This is a genomic window from Hydrogenophaga sp., assembly GCF_030373245.1.
Taxonomy (GTDB): domain Bacteria; phylum Pseudomonadota; class Gammaproteobacteria; order Burkholderiales; family Burkholderiaceae_C; genus Hydrogenophaga.
Genome location: NZ_JAUCZF010000009.1, coordinates 169244 through 188811, shown reverse-complemented (window position 1 = coordinate 188811; position 19568 = coordinate 169244). Strand labels below are relative to the sequence as shown.

13 protein-coding genes are annotated in these 19568 nt (G+C 64.9%); 10 read left to right on the top strand and 3 right to left on the bottom strand.

Annotated features, from left to right (window positions below; translation table 11 throughout):
* Positions 1-25: 25 nt before the first annotated feature.
* The 5 genes from QUV25_RS18055 to QUV25_RS18035 all read left to right on the top strand — a co-directional run bounded on the left by QUV25_RS18055 (position 26) and on the right by QUV25_RS18035 (position 6503).
* The gene (locus QUV25_RS18055) at positions 26-661 is read left to right on the top strand and encodes a thioredoxin family protein (RefSeq protein WP_300866078.1); all 636 of its coding nucleotides are present in this window, start codon (positions 26-28) and stop codon (positions 659-661) included.
* Positions 658-1101: a rhodanese-like domain-containing protein gene (locus QUV25_RS18050; RefSeq protein WP_300866077.1), complete on the top strand. Its 444-nt coding sequence runs from the start codon at positions 658-660 to the stop codon at positions 1099-1101. Before QUV25_RS18055 ends, QUV25_RS18050 begins: the two co-directional genes overlap by 4 nt.
* 146 nt (positions 1102-1247) lie before the next feature.
* Entirely contained in the window at positions 1248-2342 is a 1095-nt protein-coding gene (gene hemE / locus QUV25_RS18045; RefSeq protein ID WP_300866074.1) for a uroporphyrinogen decarboxylase, read from the top strand.
* A 391-nt stretch (positions 2343-2733) separates the two neighbouring features.
* A complete protein-coding gene (gene priA / locus QUV25_RS18040) occupies positions 2734-4869 on the top strand; it encodes a primosomal protein N' (protein ID WP_300866072.1) in 2136 nt (711 codons plus the stop codon).
* 650 nt (positions 4870-5519) lie between these two features.
* Complete coding sequence (locus tag QUV25_RS18035) at positions 5520-6503, top strand: MBL fold metallo-hydrolase (RefSeq protein WP_300866069.1); 984 nt, start codon at positions 5520-5522, stop codon at positions 6501-6503.
* Positions 6504-6579: 76 nt separating this feature from the next.
* On the opposite strand, the gene katG is transcribed toward QUV25_RS18035, so the two are convergent.
* Both katG and QUV25_RS18025 read right to left on the bottom strand, forming a co-directional pair.
* On the bottom strand, positions 6580-8790 hold the full coding sequence (gene katG, locus QUV25_RS18030) for a catalase/peroxidase HPI (RefSeq protein WP_300866067.1): 2211 nt from the start codon (positions 8788-8790) through the stop codon (positions 6580-6582).
* Positions 8791-9040: 250 nt separating this feature from the next.
* Positions 9041-10012 carry an AEC family transporter gene (locus QUV25_RS18025; protein WP_300866101.1) on the bottom strand — a complete coding sequence of 324 codons (972 nt, stop codon included), beginning with the start codon at positions 10010-10012 and terminating at the stop codon, positions 9041-9043.
* 220 nt (positions 10013-10232) lie between these two features.
* Between QUV25_RS18025 and QUV25_RS18020 the strand changes: the two genes are divergently transcribed.
* The 5 genes from QUV25_RS18020 to mrtJ all read left to right on the top strand — a co-directional run bounded on the left by QUV25_RS18020 (position 10233) and on the right by mrtJ (position 18553).
* Positions 10233-12545, top strand: a complete 2313-nt coding sequence (locus QUV25_RS18020) for a choice-of-anchor O protein (RefSeq protein ID WP_300866064.1) — start codon at positions 10233-10235, stop codon at positions 12543-12545.
* Positions 12546-12770: 225 nt separating this feature from the next.
* On the top strand, positions 12771-13400 hold the full coding sequence (locus QUV25_RS18015) for a hypothetical protein (RefSeq protein ID WP_300866062.1): 630 nt from the start codon (positions 12771-12773) through the stop codon (positions 13398-13400).
* Positions 13325-14374 (top strand): choice-of-anchor F family protein, encoded by a 1050-nt coding sequence (locus tag QUV25_RS18010; RefSeq protein WP_300866061.1) that lies wholly within the window; start codon positions 13325-13327, stop codon positions 14372-14374. Before QUV25_RS18015 ends, QUV25_RS18010 begins: the two co-directional genes overlap by 76 nt.
* Positions 14375-14640: 266 nt before the next feature.
* On the top strand, positions 14641-17856 hold the full coding sequence (locus tag QUV25_RS18005) for a hypothetical protein (protein WP_300866058.1): 3216 nt from the start codon (positions 14641-14643) through the stop codon (positions 17854-17856).
* Between the two features lie 154 nt (positions 17857-18010).
* Entirely contained in the window at positions 18011-18553 is a 543-nt protein-coding gene (gene mrtJ, locus QUV25_RS18000) for a JDVT-CTERM system glutamic-type intramembrane protease (RefSeq protein ID WP_300866056.1), read from the top strand.
* Positions 18554-18617: 64 nt separating this feature from the next.
* Here mrtJ and QUV25_RS17995 read toward each other — a convergent pair whose 3' ends face one another.
* Entirely contained in the window at positions 18618-19319 is a 702-nt protein-coding gene (locus tag QUV25_RS17995) for a DUF2202 domain-containing protein (RefSeq protein ID WP_300866054.1), read from the bottom strand.
* Positions 19320-19568 lie beyond the last annotated feature (249 nt).

The following is a 19568-nucleotide window of genomic DNA, read 5'->3' as shown; positions in this document are numbered from 1 at the left end:
CTCGACCACCCACCGGAGCCCCACCATGCTGCAACGTCGCCACTTCAATGCGCTCAGCCTGAGCGCCTTCGCCCTGCCCGCCGGCGTGTTCACCGCCGCATCGGCCCAGACCGCCAGCATTGGCCAGCCCGCGCCCGACTTCACGCTCACCGACACCGCTGGCAAAGCGGTCAAGCTTTCAGACTTCCGCGGCAAACCGGTCGTGCTGGAGTGGAACAACCCTGGCTGCCCCTTTGTGCGCAAGCATTACAACGGCAACTTTCAAGCGCTGCAAAAGGAATTCACGGGCAAGGGCGTGGTCTGGCTGGCCATCAACTCCACCCGCGACGACAGCCCTGACTACCTGAGCCCGGCCCAGCTCGGGCGCTGGATGACTGACAAAGGCGCTGCGACCAGCGCCACCCTGATGGACGAAGACGGCAAGGTCGGCCAGGCCTACTCGGCCCGCGTCACGCCTCACATGTACATCGTCAACGCCCAGGGCGTGCTGGTCTACGCCGGCGCCATCGACAGTATCCCATCGGCACGCGAAGCCGACATCGCCAAGGCCACCAACTACGTGCGCCAAGGCCTGAGTGAGCTGCTCGCTGGCAAACCCCTGAGCACGGCCACCAGCCAGCCCTACGGTTGCAGCATCAAGTACAAAAGTGCCGCGGCGTGACACGCACCAGGCGCCCATCGCTCATCACCCGCCGCACCCTGGGCCTGCTGGGCGCAGCCGTGCTGGCCCTGGCCGCCGGCTGCTCGGACCAGACTGCCCCAGACCCCTTGCGCGTCAGCCTGGAAGAGGGCCGCCAGCTGTTTGAAAGCCGACAGGTCGTCATGTTCGACATCCGCGAACCCGACGAGCACGCCACCGGCGTGGCCATAGGCGCCCTGCTGTTGCCCATGTCGCAACTCAACCAGCGCGCAGGTGAAATCCCCAGAGACCCGGCGCAGCCGGTGCTCATCATCTGCAACACGCAGAACCGCTCCAGCAAAGTGGTGCAGGCCATGAAGGATGCCGGCTGGACCAACGTGCGCTACGTGCAAGGGGGCATGAGCGACTGGGCTCGGAAAGGCTGGCCCATGGTCAAGCCGTTTGGGCTGCCGAAGTCTTGAGCGTGCTGACTGACCAACCGCACGGCGCCTGCTGACGCTCCGGCCACCGGCCGTGCACCGCCGTTGGCCCTGCTTCACATCAAATCGAAGGCCCCGGCCCCTCGCGGGATAATCTGCGATTACTCTAGACCGCAACCGGAACCGCCATGCCCTTCGCTCCCCTGCAAAACGACTCTTTTCTTCGCGCCTGCCTGCGCCAGTCCACCGACCACACGCCCGTGTGGCTGATGCGCCAGGCGGGGCGGTACTTGCCCGAGTACTGCGCCACGCGCGCCAAGGCGGGCAGCTTCATGGGGCTGGCGACCAATGTGGACTACGCCACCGAAGTGACGCTGCAGCCGCTGGAGCGCTATGCACTGGATGCAGCCATCCTGTTTTCGGACATCCTGACCGTGCCCGACGCCATGGGCCTGGGCCTGTCGTTCCAGATCGGCGAAGGACCGAAGTTTGCCAAGACAGTGCGCACCGAAGCCGATGTGGCCACGCTGGCCGTACCCGACATGGACAAGCTGCGCTACGTGTTCGACGCCGTGACCTCCATCCGCAAGGCACTCAACGGCCGCGTGCCGCTGATCGGCTTTTCGGGCAGCCCCTGGACGCTGGCCTGCTACATGGTCGAAGGCGGCGGCTCGGACGACTACCGCGCAGTGAAGTCGCTGATGTACAGCCGCCCGGACCTCATGCATCAGATCCTGGCCATCAACGCCGACAGCGTGGCCAGCTACCTCAATGCCCAGATCGACGCCGGTGCGCAGGCGGTGATGGTGTTCGACAGCTGGGGCGGCGTACTGGCCGACGGCAAGTTCCAGGAATTCAGCCTGGCCTACACACGGCGCGTGCTGGCTCAGCTGAAGACCGAAAAGGACGGCGTGAAGATCCCGCGCATCGTGTTCACCAAGGGCGGTGGCCTCTGGCTGGACGACATGAAGGACCTGGACTGCGAAGCGCTGGGCCTGGACTGGACGGTCAACCTGGGCAAGGCGCGCACGCTGGTGGGCGACACCAAGGCGCTGCAGGGCAACATCGACCCCAACGTGCTGTTTGCACCACCCGAACGCATTGACGCCGAGGTGGCGGCAGTCCTGGAGAGCTTTGGCAAGCCCCACCAGGGTGCGGGCACCGGACCCACCCACATCTTCAACCTGGGCCACGGCATCAGCCAGTTCACCCCGCCCGAGCATGTGACGGCGCTGGTGAACGCGGTTCACGCGCATTCACGTCGCCTGCGCACCGCCGCCTGAAACCGCTCATGCGGCTGCAGCCCGCGGCAGCGCTGGCTGAGCGCGTGATGGCGGGCCTGTCAACCCGCTGACACAGAAATTCGCAAAATAAAGGGCTTGACACGTCTCACTTATGCACATTTTTTGTGCTGCGGTGCGACAAGCGCCAAATAGGCGGTCCACGCCAGCCTCTGTCGACAACGCCGCTGTAAGCTGTTGATTCATATAGCGATTGAAGGTTGCCGTTTTTCTGGGCAACTTAAGAAAAGCCTTGATTCTTAAGGCTTCGCGACCCGCCAACCAGACCTATCAACAAAGTTATCCACAGAAGCTTGGGACAGGTCGAGAAGCAAAGACAAATCAATGACTTACATCATCTTTCGACAGTTGGGCTGAGGAAAACACGCTAAACATGACCTGCTGGCCGAGCGTCATCGTGGCCACCCCTGCCCACAGCGGGGTGAGTGCCAGCCTGAGCTACCGAAGTGAGCTGTTGCTTGCGCCGGGGACACTGGTGCGTGTGCCGCTGGGCAAGCGCGAGGTGCTGGGCGTGGTGTGGGACTGCCCGACCGAGCCGCCAGAGGGACTCACCGATAGCCAGACGCGCGAGGTCACCGGCACGCTGGACGGACTGCCGCCACTCAACGCGCGCTGGCGCCAGCTGGTGAAGTTTGCCGGTCAGTACTACCAGCGCAGCCTGGGCGAGGTGGCGCTGGCTGCGCTGCCGCCCCAGCTGCGCGAACTCGACAACACCCAGTTGGCCCGGCGCCTGAAGCGCCGCACCCAGGCTGCCGCCCAGCCCGTCGAATCAAAGCTGGACCAGCAAACGCAGCCCGCGCTGAGTACTGAACAAGCCGAGGCGTTGTCTGCGCTGGACACGGCGAGCGTCCCGGTGTTGCTGTTTGGCGCCACCGGCAGCGGCAAGACCGAGGTTTACCTGCGCGCCACGCAACGTGTACTCGACGCTCAAGGCACCGGCGGCACGCCAACCCAGGTGCTGGTGATGGTGCCCGAGATCAACCTCACGCCGCAGCTCGAAGCGCGTTTTCGCGAGCGCTTCGAGCCGCTGTACGGCGCCGGCGCGGTGGTCTGCCTGCACAGCGGCATGACGCCTGCACAGCGACTGGCGAGCTGGCTTTCCGCCCACACCGGCGTGGCCCGCATCGTGCTCGGTACGCGCATGGCCATCTTTGCCAGCCTGCCCGGGCTGCGTCTGATCGTGGTGGATGAAGAGCACGACCCGAGCTACAAAAGCCAGGAAGGCGCGCGCTACTCGGCACGCGACCTGGCGGTGTACCGCGCCAAGATCGAAAGCGGGGCGCTGTCGACAGCAGGCGGGGAAGCAGGCACTCGCTGCCAGGTCATCCTCGGCTCGGCCACGCCCTCGCTGGAGAGCTGGCACGCCGCCGACCAGGGGCGCTACCTGCGACTGGCCATGCCAGCGCGCATTGGCGGAGGTTCATTGCCCAGGCTGCGTCTGGTCGACATGAACCACCAGCCCAAAGGCGCAGTGATCGCGCCGCCGTTGCTGGCTGCCATGGGCGAGCGCATTGCGCGCGGCGAGCAGTGCCTGGTGCTGCTCAACCGCCGGGGTTACGCGCCGGTGCTGGCCTGCCACGACTGCGGCTGGAAAAGCGGCTGCCCGCACTGCAGCGCCTACCGTGTGTTCCACAAGCTCGACCGCACGCTGCGCTGCCACCACTGCGGATTCACCGAGCGAGTGCCGCGCGCCTGTCCCGACTGCGGCAACCTCGACATCGCGCCCGTGGGCCGCGGCACCGAGCAGGTGGAGGAACAGCTTGCCGCCCTGCTGGCCGACGCGCGCCGGCCCGACGGCCAGCCGCCACGCGTGGCGCGGATGGACGCCGACTCGACCCGGCTCAAGGGCAGCCTGGAAACGCAGCTCGCCGCGCTGCACAGCGGCGAGGTGGATGTGCTGGTGGGCACCCAGATGATCGCCAAGGGCCACGACTTCCGACGCATCACCCTGGTGGCCGGTATCAACGTGGACGCTGCCCTGTTTGCCAGCGACCACCGCGCGCCCGAGCGACTGTTTGCCTTGCTCATGCAGGCCGGCGGGCGCGCCGGGCGCGACGCCGCACACAGCGCTGCCAGCGAGATGTGGGTGCAGACCTGGACACCCGAGCACCCGCTCTTTGCCGCGCTCAAGACCCACGACTTCCCGGCCTTTGCCGCCGAGCAGCTGGCTGAGCGCGAGATCGCCGGCATGCCGCCGTTTGGTGCCCAGGCTCTGCTGCGCGCCGACGCGCGCACCCAGGCCGCAGCGCAGGCTTTCCTGAATCTGGCGGCTGCACAAGCGCTGGGCCTGCCGCACCGGGACGCGATCACGCTCTACCCCGCCGTGCCTTTGACCATTCAGCGCGTGGCCAACGTAGAGCGTGCGCAGCTGCTGGTGGAAAGCGCTTCACGCGGCGCCTTGCAGCGCTTTTTGTCGGCCTGGGGTCCGGTGCTGCACGACTGCCGCAGCGCCCCCGAGGCCAGAGGGCTGGTGCGCTGGGCGGTGGACGTGGACCCGCAGGTGATCTGAGAGCGCGGGCCACCCCGGCTGAACACCCAGCCGCAGGAGGCCGCTCAACCCGAAGCGGCGGAAGTCGACGGCGAAGCTGATCGGCCGCAGGCCGATTGCCTCGACGCCGGCAACGAGCCAGGCGCTGGCCCATCCAGGGTTGGGCAGGTGCACCTCGCCAGCGATCAACCACGGCAACCGCTGTGCATCGGCGGCTTCGCTCTCGCCCAGAACACCCGCCCCTCCAGCCTGGCTCCAGCTTCTGGTCGATCGCGTGAGCATCTGGCGGACCCCGTCCCGCCTGGCCCGTCGGGCTGGGCTGGGTCTGCAGCGCACCGAGCTGGGCCGGGTGGCTCGACTTGATGCTGGTCACGATCGCGGCGAGCTATTGGGCGGTGGGAGCGCTCGGCCAGCATCAGCGCCCGCCAGGCGCTGCGGCCCAGCAAGCCCCCAACTGGGTGCTGCAGGCTGCTGGGGCTCAGCGGCACACACGCGAGAGACCGCAGCGGGTGGCGTCATTCGTGGACCAGCGCGCTGAAATCGACATGGTTCAAGGCCTCTTGCGGCAACGACTCTGGCCTGCCTGGCCGCAGCAAAGGCCACTCGTCGCATCCAAACATAAGTGAACTGCGATATAAGCAGGGTGATTCACGACCCCAGAGGAGACTCCCATGCCACAGGCACTTCATCCCGCCCCTTCACTCTTCAAGCGCGCCAGCCTCGGCCTGCTGCTGTGGGCCGCGGCCGGCCTCTCGCTCGCCGCTGACCCGGAGCCGGCCATGAAGGTGGAACAGGTCGGGCCGCACAGCTACTACGTACAAGGCCTGTCGCAGCTGGGTTCGACGAAAAATCAGAACTTCATCTCCAACGCCGGGTTCGTGATCACGCCGCAAAGCGTGGTCGTGATCGACGCGCTGGGCTCCCCGCGACTGGCCGAGCGGCTCACCGCCGAGATCCGCAAGCTCACCCCGTTGCCGATCTCCGATGTGATCCTCACCCACTACCACGCCGACCACATTTACGGCCTGCAGCACTTCAAGCAGCTGGGAGCCAAAGTGACCGCGCACGCGGCGGCCAAGGAATACATCCAGTCCGACACCGCGCGCCTGCGGCTGCAGGCCTCACGCACCGACCTCGCGCCATGGATCGACGAGCAGACACGGCTGGTCGAGGCCGACACCTGGATCGATGGACCGACAGCGATGAAGATCGGCGGCTGGGTGTTCGAGATCGACCACGTCGGTCCATCGCACACGCCAGAAGATCTCACCGTGTTCGTGGCCGAAGAGAAGGTGCTGTTCGCCGGCGACCTGTTCTTCAACGGCCGCCTGCCCTTCGTGGGCAAGGCCAACAGCAGCCAGTGGATTCTGTCGCTTGATCAAATGCTCAAGCACGACGCCACCTCTGTGGTGCCCGGTCACGGCCCGGCATCCCGCGACCCGAAAAAAGACATCGGTATGACGCGCGACTACCTCAAGTACCTGCGTGCCACCATGGGCCAGGCGGTGCAAGACTTCGTGCCGTTTGAAGAGGCCTACAAGGCCACCGACTGGAGCGCGTTCGAAGCCACGCCCATGTTCGGCTTTGCCAACCGCATGAACGCCTACAACACCTATTTGCTGATGGAGGAAGAGGCGCTGGAGAAGAAGCGCTGAGCCTCCCTGGATCACCTGCCAAGAAAAGAGCCCCGCAGGGCATGCCCTGCGGGGCTCTTTTGCGCTGGGCTTCAGATCACTTCAGGTCAAGGCGGTCCAGGTTCATCACCTTGGTCCAGGCGGCAGCGAAATCGCGGGTGAACTTGGCTGCGCCGTCGTTCTGCGCATACACCTCGGCCAATGCACGCAGCTGCGAATTGGAACCAAACGCCAGGTCGACGCGGGTCGCCGTCCATTTCGCCTTGCCGGACTTGCGGTCGCTGCCTTCGTAGCTGTTCGCACCGGTGGGCTTCCAGGTGGTGCCCATGTCGACCAGATTGACGAAGAAGTCGTTCGTCAGGGCGCCGGGCTTCTGCGTGAACACGCCATGCCTGGAGCCGCCCACGTTGGCGCCGAGCACGCGCAGGCCACCGACGAGCACCGTCATCTCGGGCGCGCTCAGCGTGAGCAACTGCGCCCGGTCGAGCAGCATTTCTTCAGGTGGTACCGAGTAGTTTTTCTTCTGGAAGTTGCGGAAGCCATCGGCCTGTGGCTCCAGCGGCTCGAAGGATTCCACATCGGTCTGCGCTTGCGACGCATCGGTGCGGCCCGGCGTGAACGGCAGCTCCAGCGCCTGACCCGCCGCCTTGGCCGCGGCTTCCACCGCCGCGTTGCCTGCGAGCACGATCAGATCGGCCAACGACACCTGCTTGCCGCCTTTTTGCGCGCTGTTGAAGGCTTGCTGGATGCTTTCCAGCGTGGTCAGCACCTTGGCCAGTTGCGCCGGCTGGTTGACTTCCCAGTTGTTCTGGGGCGCCAGGCGGATGCGCGCGCCGTTGGCGCCGCCGCGCTTGTCCGAGCCGCGGAAGGTAGAGGCCGAAGCCCAGGCAGTGGACACCAGCTCACTCACCGACAGCCCCGAGGCCAGCACCTGCGCCTTGAGCGCGGTGGCGTCCCGGGTATCGATCAGCGGGTGGTTGGCGGCGGGCACCGGGTCTTGCCAGACCAGGTCTTCAGCCGGCACTTCCGGGCCGAGGTACAGGCTCTTGGGACCCATGTCGCGGTGGGTCAGCTTGAACCAGGCGCGGGCATAGGCGTCGGCAAACTCGTCGGGGTTGGCGGCGAAGTGGCGCGAGATCTTTTCGTAAGCCGGGTCGAAGCGCAGCGAGAGGTCGGCCGTGGTCATCATCGGGCGGTGTTTTTTGGACGGGTCGTGGGCATCCACCACCATGTCTTCGTCTTGCACGTCTTTGGCCAGCCACTGGTGAGCCCCGGCCGGGCTCTTGACGAGTTCCCACTCGTACTTGAACAAGACCTTGAAGTAGCCCATGTCCCAGGTGGTGGGATTGGGTTTCCAGGCGCCTTCGATGCCACTGGTGGTGGTGTCACCGCCCTTGCCGCTGCCGTGTGTGTTGATCCAGCCAAAGCCCATCTGCTCGATGGGAGCGGCCTCGGGCTCAGGGCCGACCTTGGCGGGGTCGCCTGCGCCGTGCGCCTTGCCGAAGGTGTGGCCGCCGGCCACCAGGGCCACGGTCTCAACGTCGTTCATGGCCATGCGGGCGAAGGTTTCGCGCACGTCGCGGCCCGAGGCCACCGGGTCGGGGTTGCCGTCCGGGCCTTCCGGGTTCACGTAGATCAGGCCCATCTGCACCGCCGCCAGCGGGTTTTCCAGCACGCGTTCGCCGCTGTAGCGGCTGTTGGGCTTGTCGCTGGTGGCCAGCCATTCTTTTTCGGCACCCCAGTAGATGTCTTCTTCAGGCTGCCAGATGTCGGCGCGGCCGCCGCCGAAGCCAAAGGTCTTGAAGCCCATGGTCTCCATGGCCACGTTGCCGGCCAGGATGAACAGGTCGGCCCAGGAAATGGAGTTGCCGTATTTCTGTTTGATGGGCCACAGCAGGCGGCGCGCTTTGTCGAGGTTGCCGTTGTCGGGCCAGCTGTTGATGGGGGCGAAGCGCTGGTTGCCGGTGCTGGCGCCGCCGCGGCCGTCGGCTGTGCGGTAGGTGCCGGCGCTGTGCCAGGCCATGCGGATGAACAGGCCACCGTAGTGACCCCAGTCGGCCGGCCACCAGTCCTGTGAGTCGGTCATGAGCGCGGCCATGTCTTTCTTCAGGGCGGCGAAGTCGAGCTGCTTGAAGGCTTCCGCGTAGTCAAAGCCAGCGTCCATGGGGCTGGACGCCGGGGCGTGCTGGTGCAGGATGCCCAGGTTCAGCTGGTTGGGCCACCAGTCGCGGTTGGACTGGGTGCCGTGGGTGGTGCGGGCACCGTGCATGACGGGGCATTTCGCTTCGGAAGGGGATGGGGTGCTCATGGGGATCTCCTGCGGATGATGACGGGTGGATCGGGGTGTCAGTGGGTCAGCGCCAGCCAAGCCAGGCGGTCAAGCCAGGACGGGCCGGTGATCGGGTGCGGTGTTGAATGGATCATGGTGCGTCGTGTTGGTTGCGATGGATTGACTCTACGCAGCATCGGTCGATATGAGTACTTGATTCACATCATCCAATCAATAGCAATTATTGATTGATCAGGCCAGGCCCACCCACCGCGGCCAAGCCGGCGTGTCAGGTCAGCAGCGCCACTGCACCCGAGAAGGTGAAAAACGCGGCGGCGGTCGACACCAGGATGATGCGGGCGATGCGCCCGTTGTCCGCGCCCAGGCGCTCGGCCAGCAGCGAGACGTTGCTGGCGCTGGGCAGGGCCGCCACCAGCACCATCACCGTGAGCGCAAACGGATCCAGCGGCACCCCGAGCTGAATCGCCGCCACACCCACGGCCAGCACCAGCAGCGGGTGCAGCAGCAGCTTCATCAGGGCCACTGGCAGGTAGTCCGAGAGCGGCATGGGGTGGTTGGCCTGGATCTGCGAGCGCGCCAAGACCGCGCCGATGGTGAACAGCGCCACCGGCGAAGCGGAATCGGCCAGCAGCCAAACGGTTTTCTCCACTGGCCCCGGCAAAGTGAACTGCGCCGCCGAGGCCGCCGCGCCCAGCAGGATGGCCCAGGGCATGGGGTTGCTGACCACGCCACGCAACGCCTTGCGCCCAGCCACCAGCATGGCGCGCGTACCGCCTTCGCCCTCGCTGCCGTCGCTGTCGAGCTGCGAGAGCGCGATGCACAGCGAGCTGATGACGATCATGTCGACCATGATGAGCACGATCACCGGACCCACGCTCTGCGGCCCAAGCAGTGCGGCCAGCAGCGGCACGCCCATGAAACCGGTGTTGGGAAACGCCGCCACCAGCGCACCCAGAGAGGCGTCTTTCCAGCGGATGCGGTCGTTCATCGTCAGCGCAATGCAGAACGCCACCATCACCAGCGCACACAGCAGGTAGACGCCGGCCACCGAACCGTCCAGCAGGTCGGCGATCGGCGTCGTTGAGCCGAAGCGGTAGAGCATGGCCGGCAGGGCGAAAAACAGCACAAAGCCGTTCAGCCCCGGAATCGCCTCCAGCGGCAGCATGCGCCGGCGCGCCGCCACGAAGCCCGCCAGCACAAGCGCGAAGAACGGGAAGGTGACGATGAGGACGTTGAGCACCGGCGGATTCTCGCAGCTTGATCGCGCCGACCCCAGGCGGGCTGTCGCGGCTGCACGATCGCCGCGCGTTTCGCGCAGAAACAGTTCCCCGATGTAGGCCTCGAACTCTGGCTTTTTGCGGCCTTGATTTGTGTCAATGGTCACCTTCCGTAACGATTGGATACTGGTACGTGTAGGAGTTATCTCCGCACGTTTCCCTTTCATCGACTGGAGGCATTTCATGAAATTCAAGCGCAAGAAGCTGGCTCTGCTGGGTACCGTGGCGGTGGCCGGCATGGCCTACGCCGCGATCGTCACGCAGATCCAGCTCAAGCCCGAGATCAGCATCAGCACGGGTGGCAGCGGCCACAAGCCCAAAATCCAGCGCGCTGGCTCCAACGGCAACTTGGTCATGGCGTATGGCGATACCTTTGACGCGGCGCCCACAATCTATGACACCAAGGCGCAGGAAGAACGCAAAGCACGCGATATCTTCGTTCGCTACTGCACCCCAACGCCCGAGACAGACACCACAACCACACCACGCAAAACCTGCGATGTGGACAGCGACTGGAGCGCTGCTGTCAACGTCTCGAAGTCGGCTGACAAATACAGTATTCAGACCGCATGGCAAGGCGGCGATCCGGTGACCGGGCGTCTCCCTTTCTATGGTGACATCGACAAGCCCAACATCAAGACCAGCGGTCCCGTGATGGTGCTGACCTGGACCAGCAAGTACTGCCCGGACAATGACTTGAGCGATGCCAACGCGCCCGTCGCGGACGGCACCGACCCGAATTTCTTCCCCAATGCGAACCAGCGCGCCATCCGCTACCTGGACCGCGAGAACCGCATCATTCCGTTTTCTTGCACCTGGATGGCTGCCTCGACCAACAACGGCGTGACATGGCGCTCAGCCGTTCAATTGAGCAACGGCGAGCGCGATGCCAAGCAAGATGCCAGCAGTGGCAATTACAACTCGACCACCTCCACGGGTCGCTTCAACATCTCGTGGCAAGAGGATCCAGAAGGCCTGCAGCCTGGCGACGCCGACGGCCCGGGTGATGGCGCTTCCGGCGCCAACGTCACCGGCGGCACCGATGTCTGGTACACCTACGCGGACCTGGCCGGCGGGGTGATCACCCTTGCGCCGGGTGAAGGTACTCCCCGTACTGCCAGAAGCAAGGCTTACCGTGTGACCGACAACTGGGATGGCAGCACGTATGGCTTAACCGGCCAGATCTCCAATGTGTTCGGCGCCGACGGCACCAATCTGGACGGCAAGGCTGCGGGTCAGGAGGTCGAAAAAGGCAATGCGGGTGCTTCGCGGCCCAACATCTTCATGGTGGGCCCGACCTCGGTGCTGGCCTGGGAGGAAACCAAGGGTTCGCAGGGTCTGGACTCAGGCAAGTTTGTTCGTTACCTGAACTTCCCATACAACACACCCCCAGCCGCTACACCAGGCTGCGTCATCAGCAACCCGCTGAAAAATGCCCGTCGCGTGCGTTTCCTGACGCAGGACGGCAGCGTGGCTTCACCCGGTGGCGTCAACATTGCAATCTTCTGGAAGGAAGGCCTGTTTGACAAAGGCGGCCCGTCCGACATCGTGGTGCGCCGCGGTATGGGTGGGCTGGCCAGCACCAACATGGTCCCAGCCGTCGATCCCAACTGCGCGACTTCGGACTACACCACCGCCATTGGTCTCGCCAACGCGCTGCCAGAAAACATCAGCAGCCGCGCGCCGTTCCTGACCGCGACTGACAGCGGCCTGGGCGACGGCACGGAAGTGAACTTCGCCGAAAACGCCCTGGCCCACCGCGGGGTGTTGCGGGGTGACGAGCTGTGGATTGGCTACAACTACACCAACGACCTGGTGAAGATGTGGGCACAGCAAGACAACTACAACTTCTGGGTGCGCAAGTACACGTTTGACCCTGCGACCAGCACCGGTAGCTGGGCTTTGCCGTACAACATCACCAACATCACCGACACGCGCATCAACGTGCGTGAGCCGCGCTTCTTCGGGACACCGCCAAGCCAGCCGGTCGGCTGCCCAACCGGTAACCCGGCAGATCCGACGACGCTGGATGCGACGCTGTGTCAGGCCAAGAACGTGATCTTCGTGGCCTACGGCTCGCAGACCAACGTGTCGCCGTTCGACCCGAACGGGGGCGATGACCTTGGCATCTACCTCACGGTGAGCAAGGATGGCGGCCAGACCTTCATACCGGCGGTCGAGTACTCGAACGAGCGCGGCAGCCTGTTTGACGACGAAGACTATGCCTTCGAGGCTCAAGTGGTGGCCCGTCCCGACGGCGGCCGTGTCTATGGCACTTTCAACACCGAAAACACCACGGGCTCCGCTGCGGCCTTCCGCAGCGCCGACATCGTGGAAGTTGACGATGGCACCGTGCCTGGCATCACGCCTGGCACCACCGACGGTGGTGGTGGCTGCACAACCGCTTCGGGCAACGCGCCGATCGACCCGATGCTGCCGCTGCTGGCCGCACTTGGCCTGGCCGGCTGGGGCCTGCGCCGCGCACGTCGCAGCTGATGCCCCATGGCCTGGGGCGCATTGCCCCAGTACCTGAAATGGCCACTGCCTCGGCGGTGGCCATTTTTCTTCCCCCGCATCGGATCACGTCACCCCAATGGCGCAGTGCAGTTGACATGTCTCAACCGCAGCCTGGGTTCCCACATACCCCCAACTGGTATTTGCGCACATGGGAAGTGAGCCCTTTTCTTCATTTCCGTTTTCTTTGAGCAGGACAACAGCCCCATGGAATATGCATCCCCACTCTCCCGCAAAACCAACCCCGTCAGCCTTGCGGTCGCGGCCATGTTGCTCGCAACCAGCGCCCAGGCGGGTGTGATTGCCGACAGCAACCCCACCGTTGCACCCACCTTCCTAGGGTCGTGCGGCACATCGGGTGCAGCCGAAGCCTGCGTCGGCGCCTGGAACCTCGACAACGTCGACGTGCAACAGGTTCGAGCCGACGGCACAACCACTTTCGGCTCGTTCGAGAAGTCGACCGGCGCCTACGCCGCCATGGCCAGCGGCGAGAGCTTCATCAGCTCGGTGAAGGATGCGATGGGCAGCGTCATGGCCAAGGTCACCGGCAAGGTCTGGCCGGTCGGTGAGCCGAGCGGCATCAAGGCAGTCAACGGCGACACCCAGACCAAGAACGGCAAGCCGCAAAACTGCCTGATCAACTCTTCGTACCTGGGATTTGACGTCAGCACCAGCGGCCTGGAGCCTACCTCAACAGCACCGCACCCGAGCCCGTCATCTGCTCCAGCGGCTTTCAGTCGCACAAGCGGTTCAAGATTGCGATGCAGCCTGCCACGGTGGAAGGAGTGGCCGACGGCGCTGCCAGCGACAAGCCCATCGACATGGTGTTCAACGTGAGCGACGGTGGCGGCCTCACACCTTACCAAGTGTTCAGCAAGATCAACAACTACACCGGCAAGCGGCTCAAGGGGTACAGGATCGTGGTGGGCGTCGGCACGGGCACCGGCTTTCAGTCGGCCAGTGCCCTGGGTATCGCCGACAAGCTGCACATTTCACTGGGCAGGGGCGAGGGCTGGTCGTCCGGATCCATGGGAGCACCGAACGGATCCGACCTGTTTGACGGCGACGGGCTGGCCACCTTCTCCCACGGACTGTTTGGCGCCATCGACGCCAACTTCCCCGCGAATGGCTTCTTCGACACGCGGACGGCAGGATTCGACGTGACGCAAAGCTGCGCAGTCCCGCCATGCAGCACCACGCCCAACCCGTTCGTTGGTGGCCCCGACCTGATCAACTCCGACACGATCGAATCGACCACCGTCTTGCCAAGCAACTACACCACCCTGTTCGGCGACTGGCTGCCCAGCACCTGGCAGCCGAGCGGTGTCTTCTTCGACGACGACAACGACCCAAACACCGACGCGGTGCTGCAAGCCTGGTGGAACGGCAGCCAGTGGGTGAGCAACAACGACGGCGGGTTCACCCCCATCCCGGCGGCCACGCTTGAGGCCTGGGGCAATGACCCACTCTACGCGGTGTCTCACATCGAAGACGTGCTGAACCTGGGTATCAACTACATCGTGAAAGTCGGTGATGACCTGGACAACGACGCCATGACCTCCCGATCGACGTTCACCATCCGCATCATCCCGGTGGTGGCCGACTCGCAGGTGGCGCCGACCTTCCTCGCTGCAGAACCAGCACCCCTGGTTCCACCGGTGACACCGCCAGTGACGCCGCCTGCGACGGTTGACCAGGGTGGTGGCTGCACCGCCGTCCCGGGCAACCCGCCGATCGACCCGATGCTGCCGCTGCTGGCCGCGCTGGGACTTGCTGGCTGGGGACTGCGCCGCCGCTCGCGCCACAGCTGAAACCTGCCATTCCCCGGGGCCCATGCGCCTCGGGACTTTTTCCAAAACGCCGCGCGGCAACGCCCGGCGTTTTTTTCTTGGTCGGCGGCTTTGCACTGCATCGCCGTCGCGACCGTGCGTCCAAAGAACAACGCGCACCAGGTTCCCCGGTGTAGAGGCCCAGCACGAATCTGGAGCCGATTGACGCCAGTCAATGCGCCAGCCGATGGAAGAGAAATACTGAACTGGGTAGTGCGTTTTCCGTTCGGTTTTTACAGGAGACTTCCATGTCCGTCAGCGTCAAATTGCCCTTGAGCAAGCCCCATGAGGCCGCGAACCCAGCGCGGTTCAAGCGGCATATGCAACCTATGGCTCAGGCTGGCATCGCGATGGCGGCCGCGGTGGCTTTGCTCGTGAGCGGCTGCGGAAGCGGGTCGTCGACCACGCCCACACCCGTCACCATCATCGAGGCCAACATCGACACCCTGGCCGCTCAGATTGGGGGTGGCACGCAGGATGTGGCGCTGTACGACGACGGCACTACCCAGTGGACGCTGTACACCATGGCCAACCGCTTTGCGGCAACGCCCGTCGGCATGAACAAGGGCGCTACAACCGAAATCACCGTGCCTGGCTACATCCAGCACATCACCGTGGTGAAAGACTACGCAGGGGCAAGCTACGCGCTCCTGTCCATGGGTGACAAGGGCATCGGGGTGGTGGACATCACCAACCCTGTGGCCATGAGCTACCTGCGAACCATGAGCGTGGGCTACACGGCGCCCGCATTCACCACCGTGGACGGCGGAGGCAACGAATTTTCCGAGCCCGAGACGGTACACACCGACGGTGTGGTGAATGACCTTCTGGTGGACGACAGGGGCACGCCCGACACCACAGACGACCAGCTGTTCATCGCCAACGAGGCCTATGGCATCCAGAAGACCAGCCTGGCCAACCTGATCGGTGCCACCGGCGACGGCGCGCTCACCATCGACAGCCCGACGGTACAGGCCTACACGCTGACCTACGCGGGCGAAAACCCTTGGGGCGGACCCATGAGCCTGAGGATGGCGGACGGCAGGCTTTACGCGGCGCTGGGCTTCCTGGGCATGGGCATCTTCGATCCCGTCGATCTGACCGCAGTGGGTGCCTACAACCTGTACGCCGATTGCACCAACAACGCTCAGGAAGACTGGTTTGGTTATCCGCAGCGCAAGATCGCGTGTCCCGGCGCAACGGTGGGAACCGCTGTCGCTGGCGGCTTCACCCCCATCGACATCAACGCGGTTGATCTTGCTGAGGGTATGCCGACCTACTTGCAAGCAGCGGCCGAACTGGACAACAAGAGCAGCACCGGCGGCCTGAGCTGGAATCCCTGGGCCGAGTTCGACCGCTACGGCAAGTACTACTACAACGCCCGCACCATGGACGTGCAGGTCATCGGTGGCAAGACCATGGCCTACATCGCTTATGGGCTGGGAGGTCTGGTTGCTGTGGATGTCACGGCGCCCGCCGCCCCTGTGTACGCGGGCTATGTGCCGGCAGCCCCGGCGCATGGCCCGGACGAACCACCCATCAACGTGGACAAGAAGGGCATCCTGTCGCACTTCGGCTCCGGCATGCTGAAGGAAGCCGGCGTGATGGATGTGCGCGTGGTGCCGGATGGTGCCAGCGGTTACATGGCCTACTACACCGACCACTTTGCGGGTCTGGTGGTGGTGAGCGGCGCCGAGGATCCAGCCACCTCCTGGAAGAATCCGGCACCCCCATCATCGTTCGACAACGATACGGACACCAAGGTGTTCTGGCCCGACTACGAGTTCGTCACGTCGTACGACATGACGCCCGTTCCGGTGGGCGACGAATCGCTACCCAAGTTCCTGACCGCTGCGGGCAACAACTACACGGCACCCGTCAGGCTGGTGACGGGGGAGATCAACGGCCATGGCGGCTCGCTTTTCCTGATGCCCACCATGAACACGGCGGGCGCAGGCACGGTTGACGCAGTGCAGTCATCCGGAGCCGGTGGCGTGAGTTTCATCGACTTCATTGACCTGGGCCAGAGCTCGGGAACGGCGGTGGCCAGCCGCTTCGATGTGCCGGTGAACCTGGTGAGCACCAACGAAGTGGGCGCAGCAGAAGACGGGTCAGCGACCCAGCCGATTGCCATCGGCCATGCTGAAGGCGTGACCGTTTCGGGCAACCACCTGTACCTGGCCGACGGCCCGCACGGCGTGAGCGTGTGGACCATTGCCGATGGCTTCACACCGATCGACACCCTGAAACTGGTGGCCAATACCTTGCAGGATGAGTACGCGACTTCGCCAACCGGCGTGCAGCCCACGCCCCACGCCTTCAAGGTGGGCTTCGGCAGCGACCCGAACAAGGCCTATGTGATGAGCCAGAGCCTGGGCATGCGCCGAGTGGATGTGTCGGCCGTCACGGGGGGCAGCGCGCAGGTTGGTTCTCCCGCCATCCTGGACGCAGCGGGTGGCATCTACGAGCACAACACCGAGGCCGGCAGCATTGGCCTGGTCAGAGTCGAAGGGCAGGACCATGCCTACGGCGTGACCTTCCACGGCAAATACGCCATCGTGGCGGACGGTGACAACGGGCTGACCATCTACGACACCACGGCAGCAGGTGGCACAGACGCCAGCGTGGTCGCCAACCTCGGTGACTCCGACGGCGCAGGCAACCAGGGCAAGCCCCCACTGGGTCGCGCAGCCACGGTGAAACTGTGGAACGACACCATGACGGGCAAGACCTACGCGGTGGTGGCCGCCGGTGCCTACGGCATCTCAGTGGTCGACATGACCGCCTTCCTGGCCAGCGGTCAACCTGCTGATCTCGGCATCGACAAGCTGATCAAGACCTTCGAGCCCGTGAAGTCCGACGATGACAATGCGTTTGGCTCGGCCGACGGCAAGAGTGTCGATGTGCATATCGTCGGTAACGTTGCCTACTTCAGCTACGACAGCTTTGGTCTGGTGGCCTACCGCATGGCCGATCTGATCCGTCCCGCCACCGAGGAGCGTCCGGCCGTGGTGCCCGTCGGTCAGGCACCGGATGCTTGCTTGGCCGTGACAGACGTGACGAAGCTGAGCGCCAAGCAGGGTGGCGTGGCTGAGTGTCGCCCGACCGCTGCCGGTTACTTCAAGCTGCAGAAGTACGGCGAGGTCCAGGACGCCATGGGTGTGGTGACCACGCCGTCGCCCTATGCGGACGTGGACGGTGGCGCGCTCTACATGACGTCGCAATACTTCCCGGCCGACCAGTTGCTGAGCGACGGCAGCAGGACCTACACGCTGACCTCGCCCAGGCTGCTGTTCTACGTGGCCTACGGCCCAGCCGGTGTGGTCAAGCTCGACTGGAGCAACGTGGCGGCACCATCCGTGATGGCGATCAAGGGCGTGGTCGGTGGCGCAGCGGCAACCGCCATCAACAACGGGCGTGTCTATGTCGCGGCTGGAGCCGGCGGCCTCAGCGTCCTGAAGTAAGCACTGGCCAAACCCCGCCTGCTCCGGCAGGCAGGGTGATCCGCAGGCGCCGATGGCAACAGGCGGCGCCTTTTTTCTGGGCGAATGCTCAGCGGCCCCTGGCCACGCAAGCCCTCGGGATGCAAGGCAACGACAACATGGGAAGATCGCTTTTGTGACCTCTCCTCAACCACCAGACCCGAGCTATCCGCCCAGCGCGCCCGCGTCGCCCACGCTGGCCGAGGCCTTGGGCGTCACCCGACCGCACCCGCCCCTGTTCACCTGGCCGCCGGATACCCATCTGGCGCTGGCGATGATGGCCGCCCTGCCCGTCTGGCTGGCACTGGGCCTGCTGTTGGGGCCGCACCTGCGCGCGCCGCCTGGCGCGTGGGCCTGGGTGTCACTGGTGCTGGTGCAGCCGCTGCTGGAAGAGCTGGTGTTTCGCGGTCTGCTGCAAGGCCAGGCGCTGGTCTGGTTGCAGCGCGGCGGGCGGCCGATGCGTCTGGGACCGCTGACGCTCGCCAACGCGCTGGTCACCGTTGCCTTCGTGGCCCTGCACCTGCGCGCGCAACCGCTGGCCTGGGCGCTGGCGGTGGCCGTGCCCTCACTCGTGTTTGGCCACCTGCGTGAGCGGTTCAGCAGCGTATGGCCGGCGGTGGGCGTGCACGCGTTCTACAACGCGGGCTTCGGCCTCACTGCCTGGCTGGTGCTCGCATGAGGCCACGCCAACAAAGAAGCCAGGGACAACCCGGCTTCTTCTGAGCGGCATACCGGCTCCCAGCTTATCCGCCACAGGTCTCGTTGGGCGAATTTGCAATGGCGTCCCACTCGGCCTGGGTGATCACCTCGGGCACGTACACCCCGCCCTGGCTGACCAGCGTGCGGTTGAAGGCGCGCAGGTGGTTGCGAGAACCACAGAGCAGGTTGTCGTAGACCTGCACGATATCGGGCTCGTCCAGCACCTCGGCCTTTTTGTCGTTGATGTCCTGGATGTCCTTTTCCTCGATCAGGCAGCCCACCTTGAGGGCGTCGATCAGGCTGGTCTGCCCGCGCGCCACCAGGGTGTCGTACATCGCCTGGAGGTCCGTGTTCACGAACACGCCGGGAGGGTTGCCGGCCGCCGGATCGACCAGCCCATGGGCAAGCACCAGCAGGCGCATGGTCTCGGCGTGCTGTGCCTCGCTCTGGGCGATCTGGTTGAACACGTTGTGACCCCAACGGTTGAACAGGGCGACATACACGTCGTACGCCAGCTTTTCTTCCTCGCGCATGAACAGCAGGCCGGCGATCTCTTCGGCGGACAGGTCCTCGGGCACCGCAGGCGCCGAACTCGTCGCAGGGTCAGTGGTCACCGCGGTGCGGTCGGCTGGCAAAGCCGCATCCGCCAGCTCCTCGTCGCCTCCGCCACAGCCACTCAACACCGGCCCGATCACCAGGCCTCCCAGCGCCGCCCCGGCGCAGCGCAAAAACAGGTCTCTTCTCATTCATCGTCCTCAAATCGCGGTGCAGGGGCACCGCTTGTCTGCTGAAGATAGGAGCCCGGCTGGCTGGACCGCATGACAAAAATCAAGGTCGCCCGGCCCAAATGTTGGCGTTTGTGAACCCCATCACGACCTCGCAACGTCTGCTTACCCTCTTTGCAAGGACAGACACAGGCACTGCCGGCTTTCGCCCGCCCGGTATGATCAAAACCCTGCGTTTGCTTCCGGGCAACCGGCCCGCTGCTGAGCCGG

Excerpts from the sequence above, each read along its gene's own strand:
- QUV25_RS18020 (WP_300866064.1), top strand. The coding sequence starts at position 10,233 with ATGAAATTCAAGCGCAAGAAGCTGGCTCTGCTGGGTACCGTGGCGGTG.
- QUV25_RS18005 (WP_300866058.1), top strand. The coding sequence starts at position 14,641 with ATGTCCGTCAGCGTCAAATTGCCCTTGAGCAAGCCCCATGAGGCCGCG.
- QUV25_RS17995 (WP_300866054.1), bottom strand. The coding sequence starts at position 19,319 with ATGAGAAGAGACCTGTTTTTGCGCTGCGCCGGGGCGGCGCTGGGAGGC.
- QUV25_RS18010 (WP_300866061.1), top strand. The coding sequence starts at position 13,325 with ATGCAGCCTGCCACGGTGGAAGGAGTGGCCGACGGCGCTGCCAGCGAC.
- priA (WP_300866072.1), top strand. The coding sequence starts at position 2,734 with ATGACCTGCTGGCCGAGCGTCATCGTGGCCACCCCTGCCCACAGCGGG.
- QUV25_RS18015 (WP_300866062.1), top strand. The coding sequence starts at position 12,771 with ATGGAATATGCATCCCCACTCTCCCGCAAAACCAACCCCGTCAGCCTT.
- hemE (WP_300866074.1), top strand. The coding sequence starts at position 1,248 with ATGCCCTTCGCTCCCCTGCAAAACGACTCTTTTCTTCGCGCCTGCCTG.
- QUV25_RS18055 (WP_300866078.1), top strand. The coding sequence starts at position 26 with ATGCTGCAACGTCGCCACTTCAATGCGCTCAGCCTGAGCGCCTTCGCC.
- katG (WP_300866067.1), bottom strand. The coding sequence starts at position 8,790 with ATGAGCACCCCATCCCCTTCCGAAGCGAAATGCCCCGTCATGCACGGT.
- QUV25_RS18035 (WP_300866069.1), top strand. The coding sequence starts at position 5,520 with ATGCCACAGGCACTTCATCCCGCCCCTTCACTCTTCAAGCGCGCCAGC.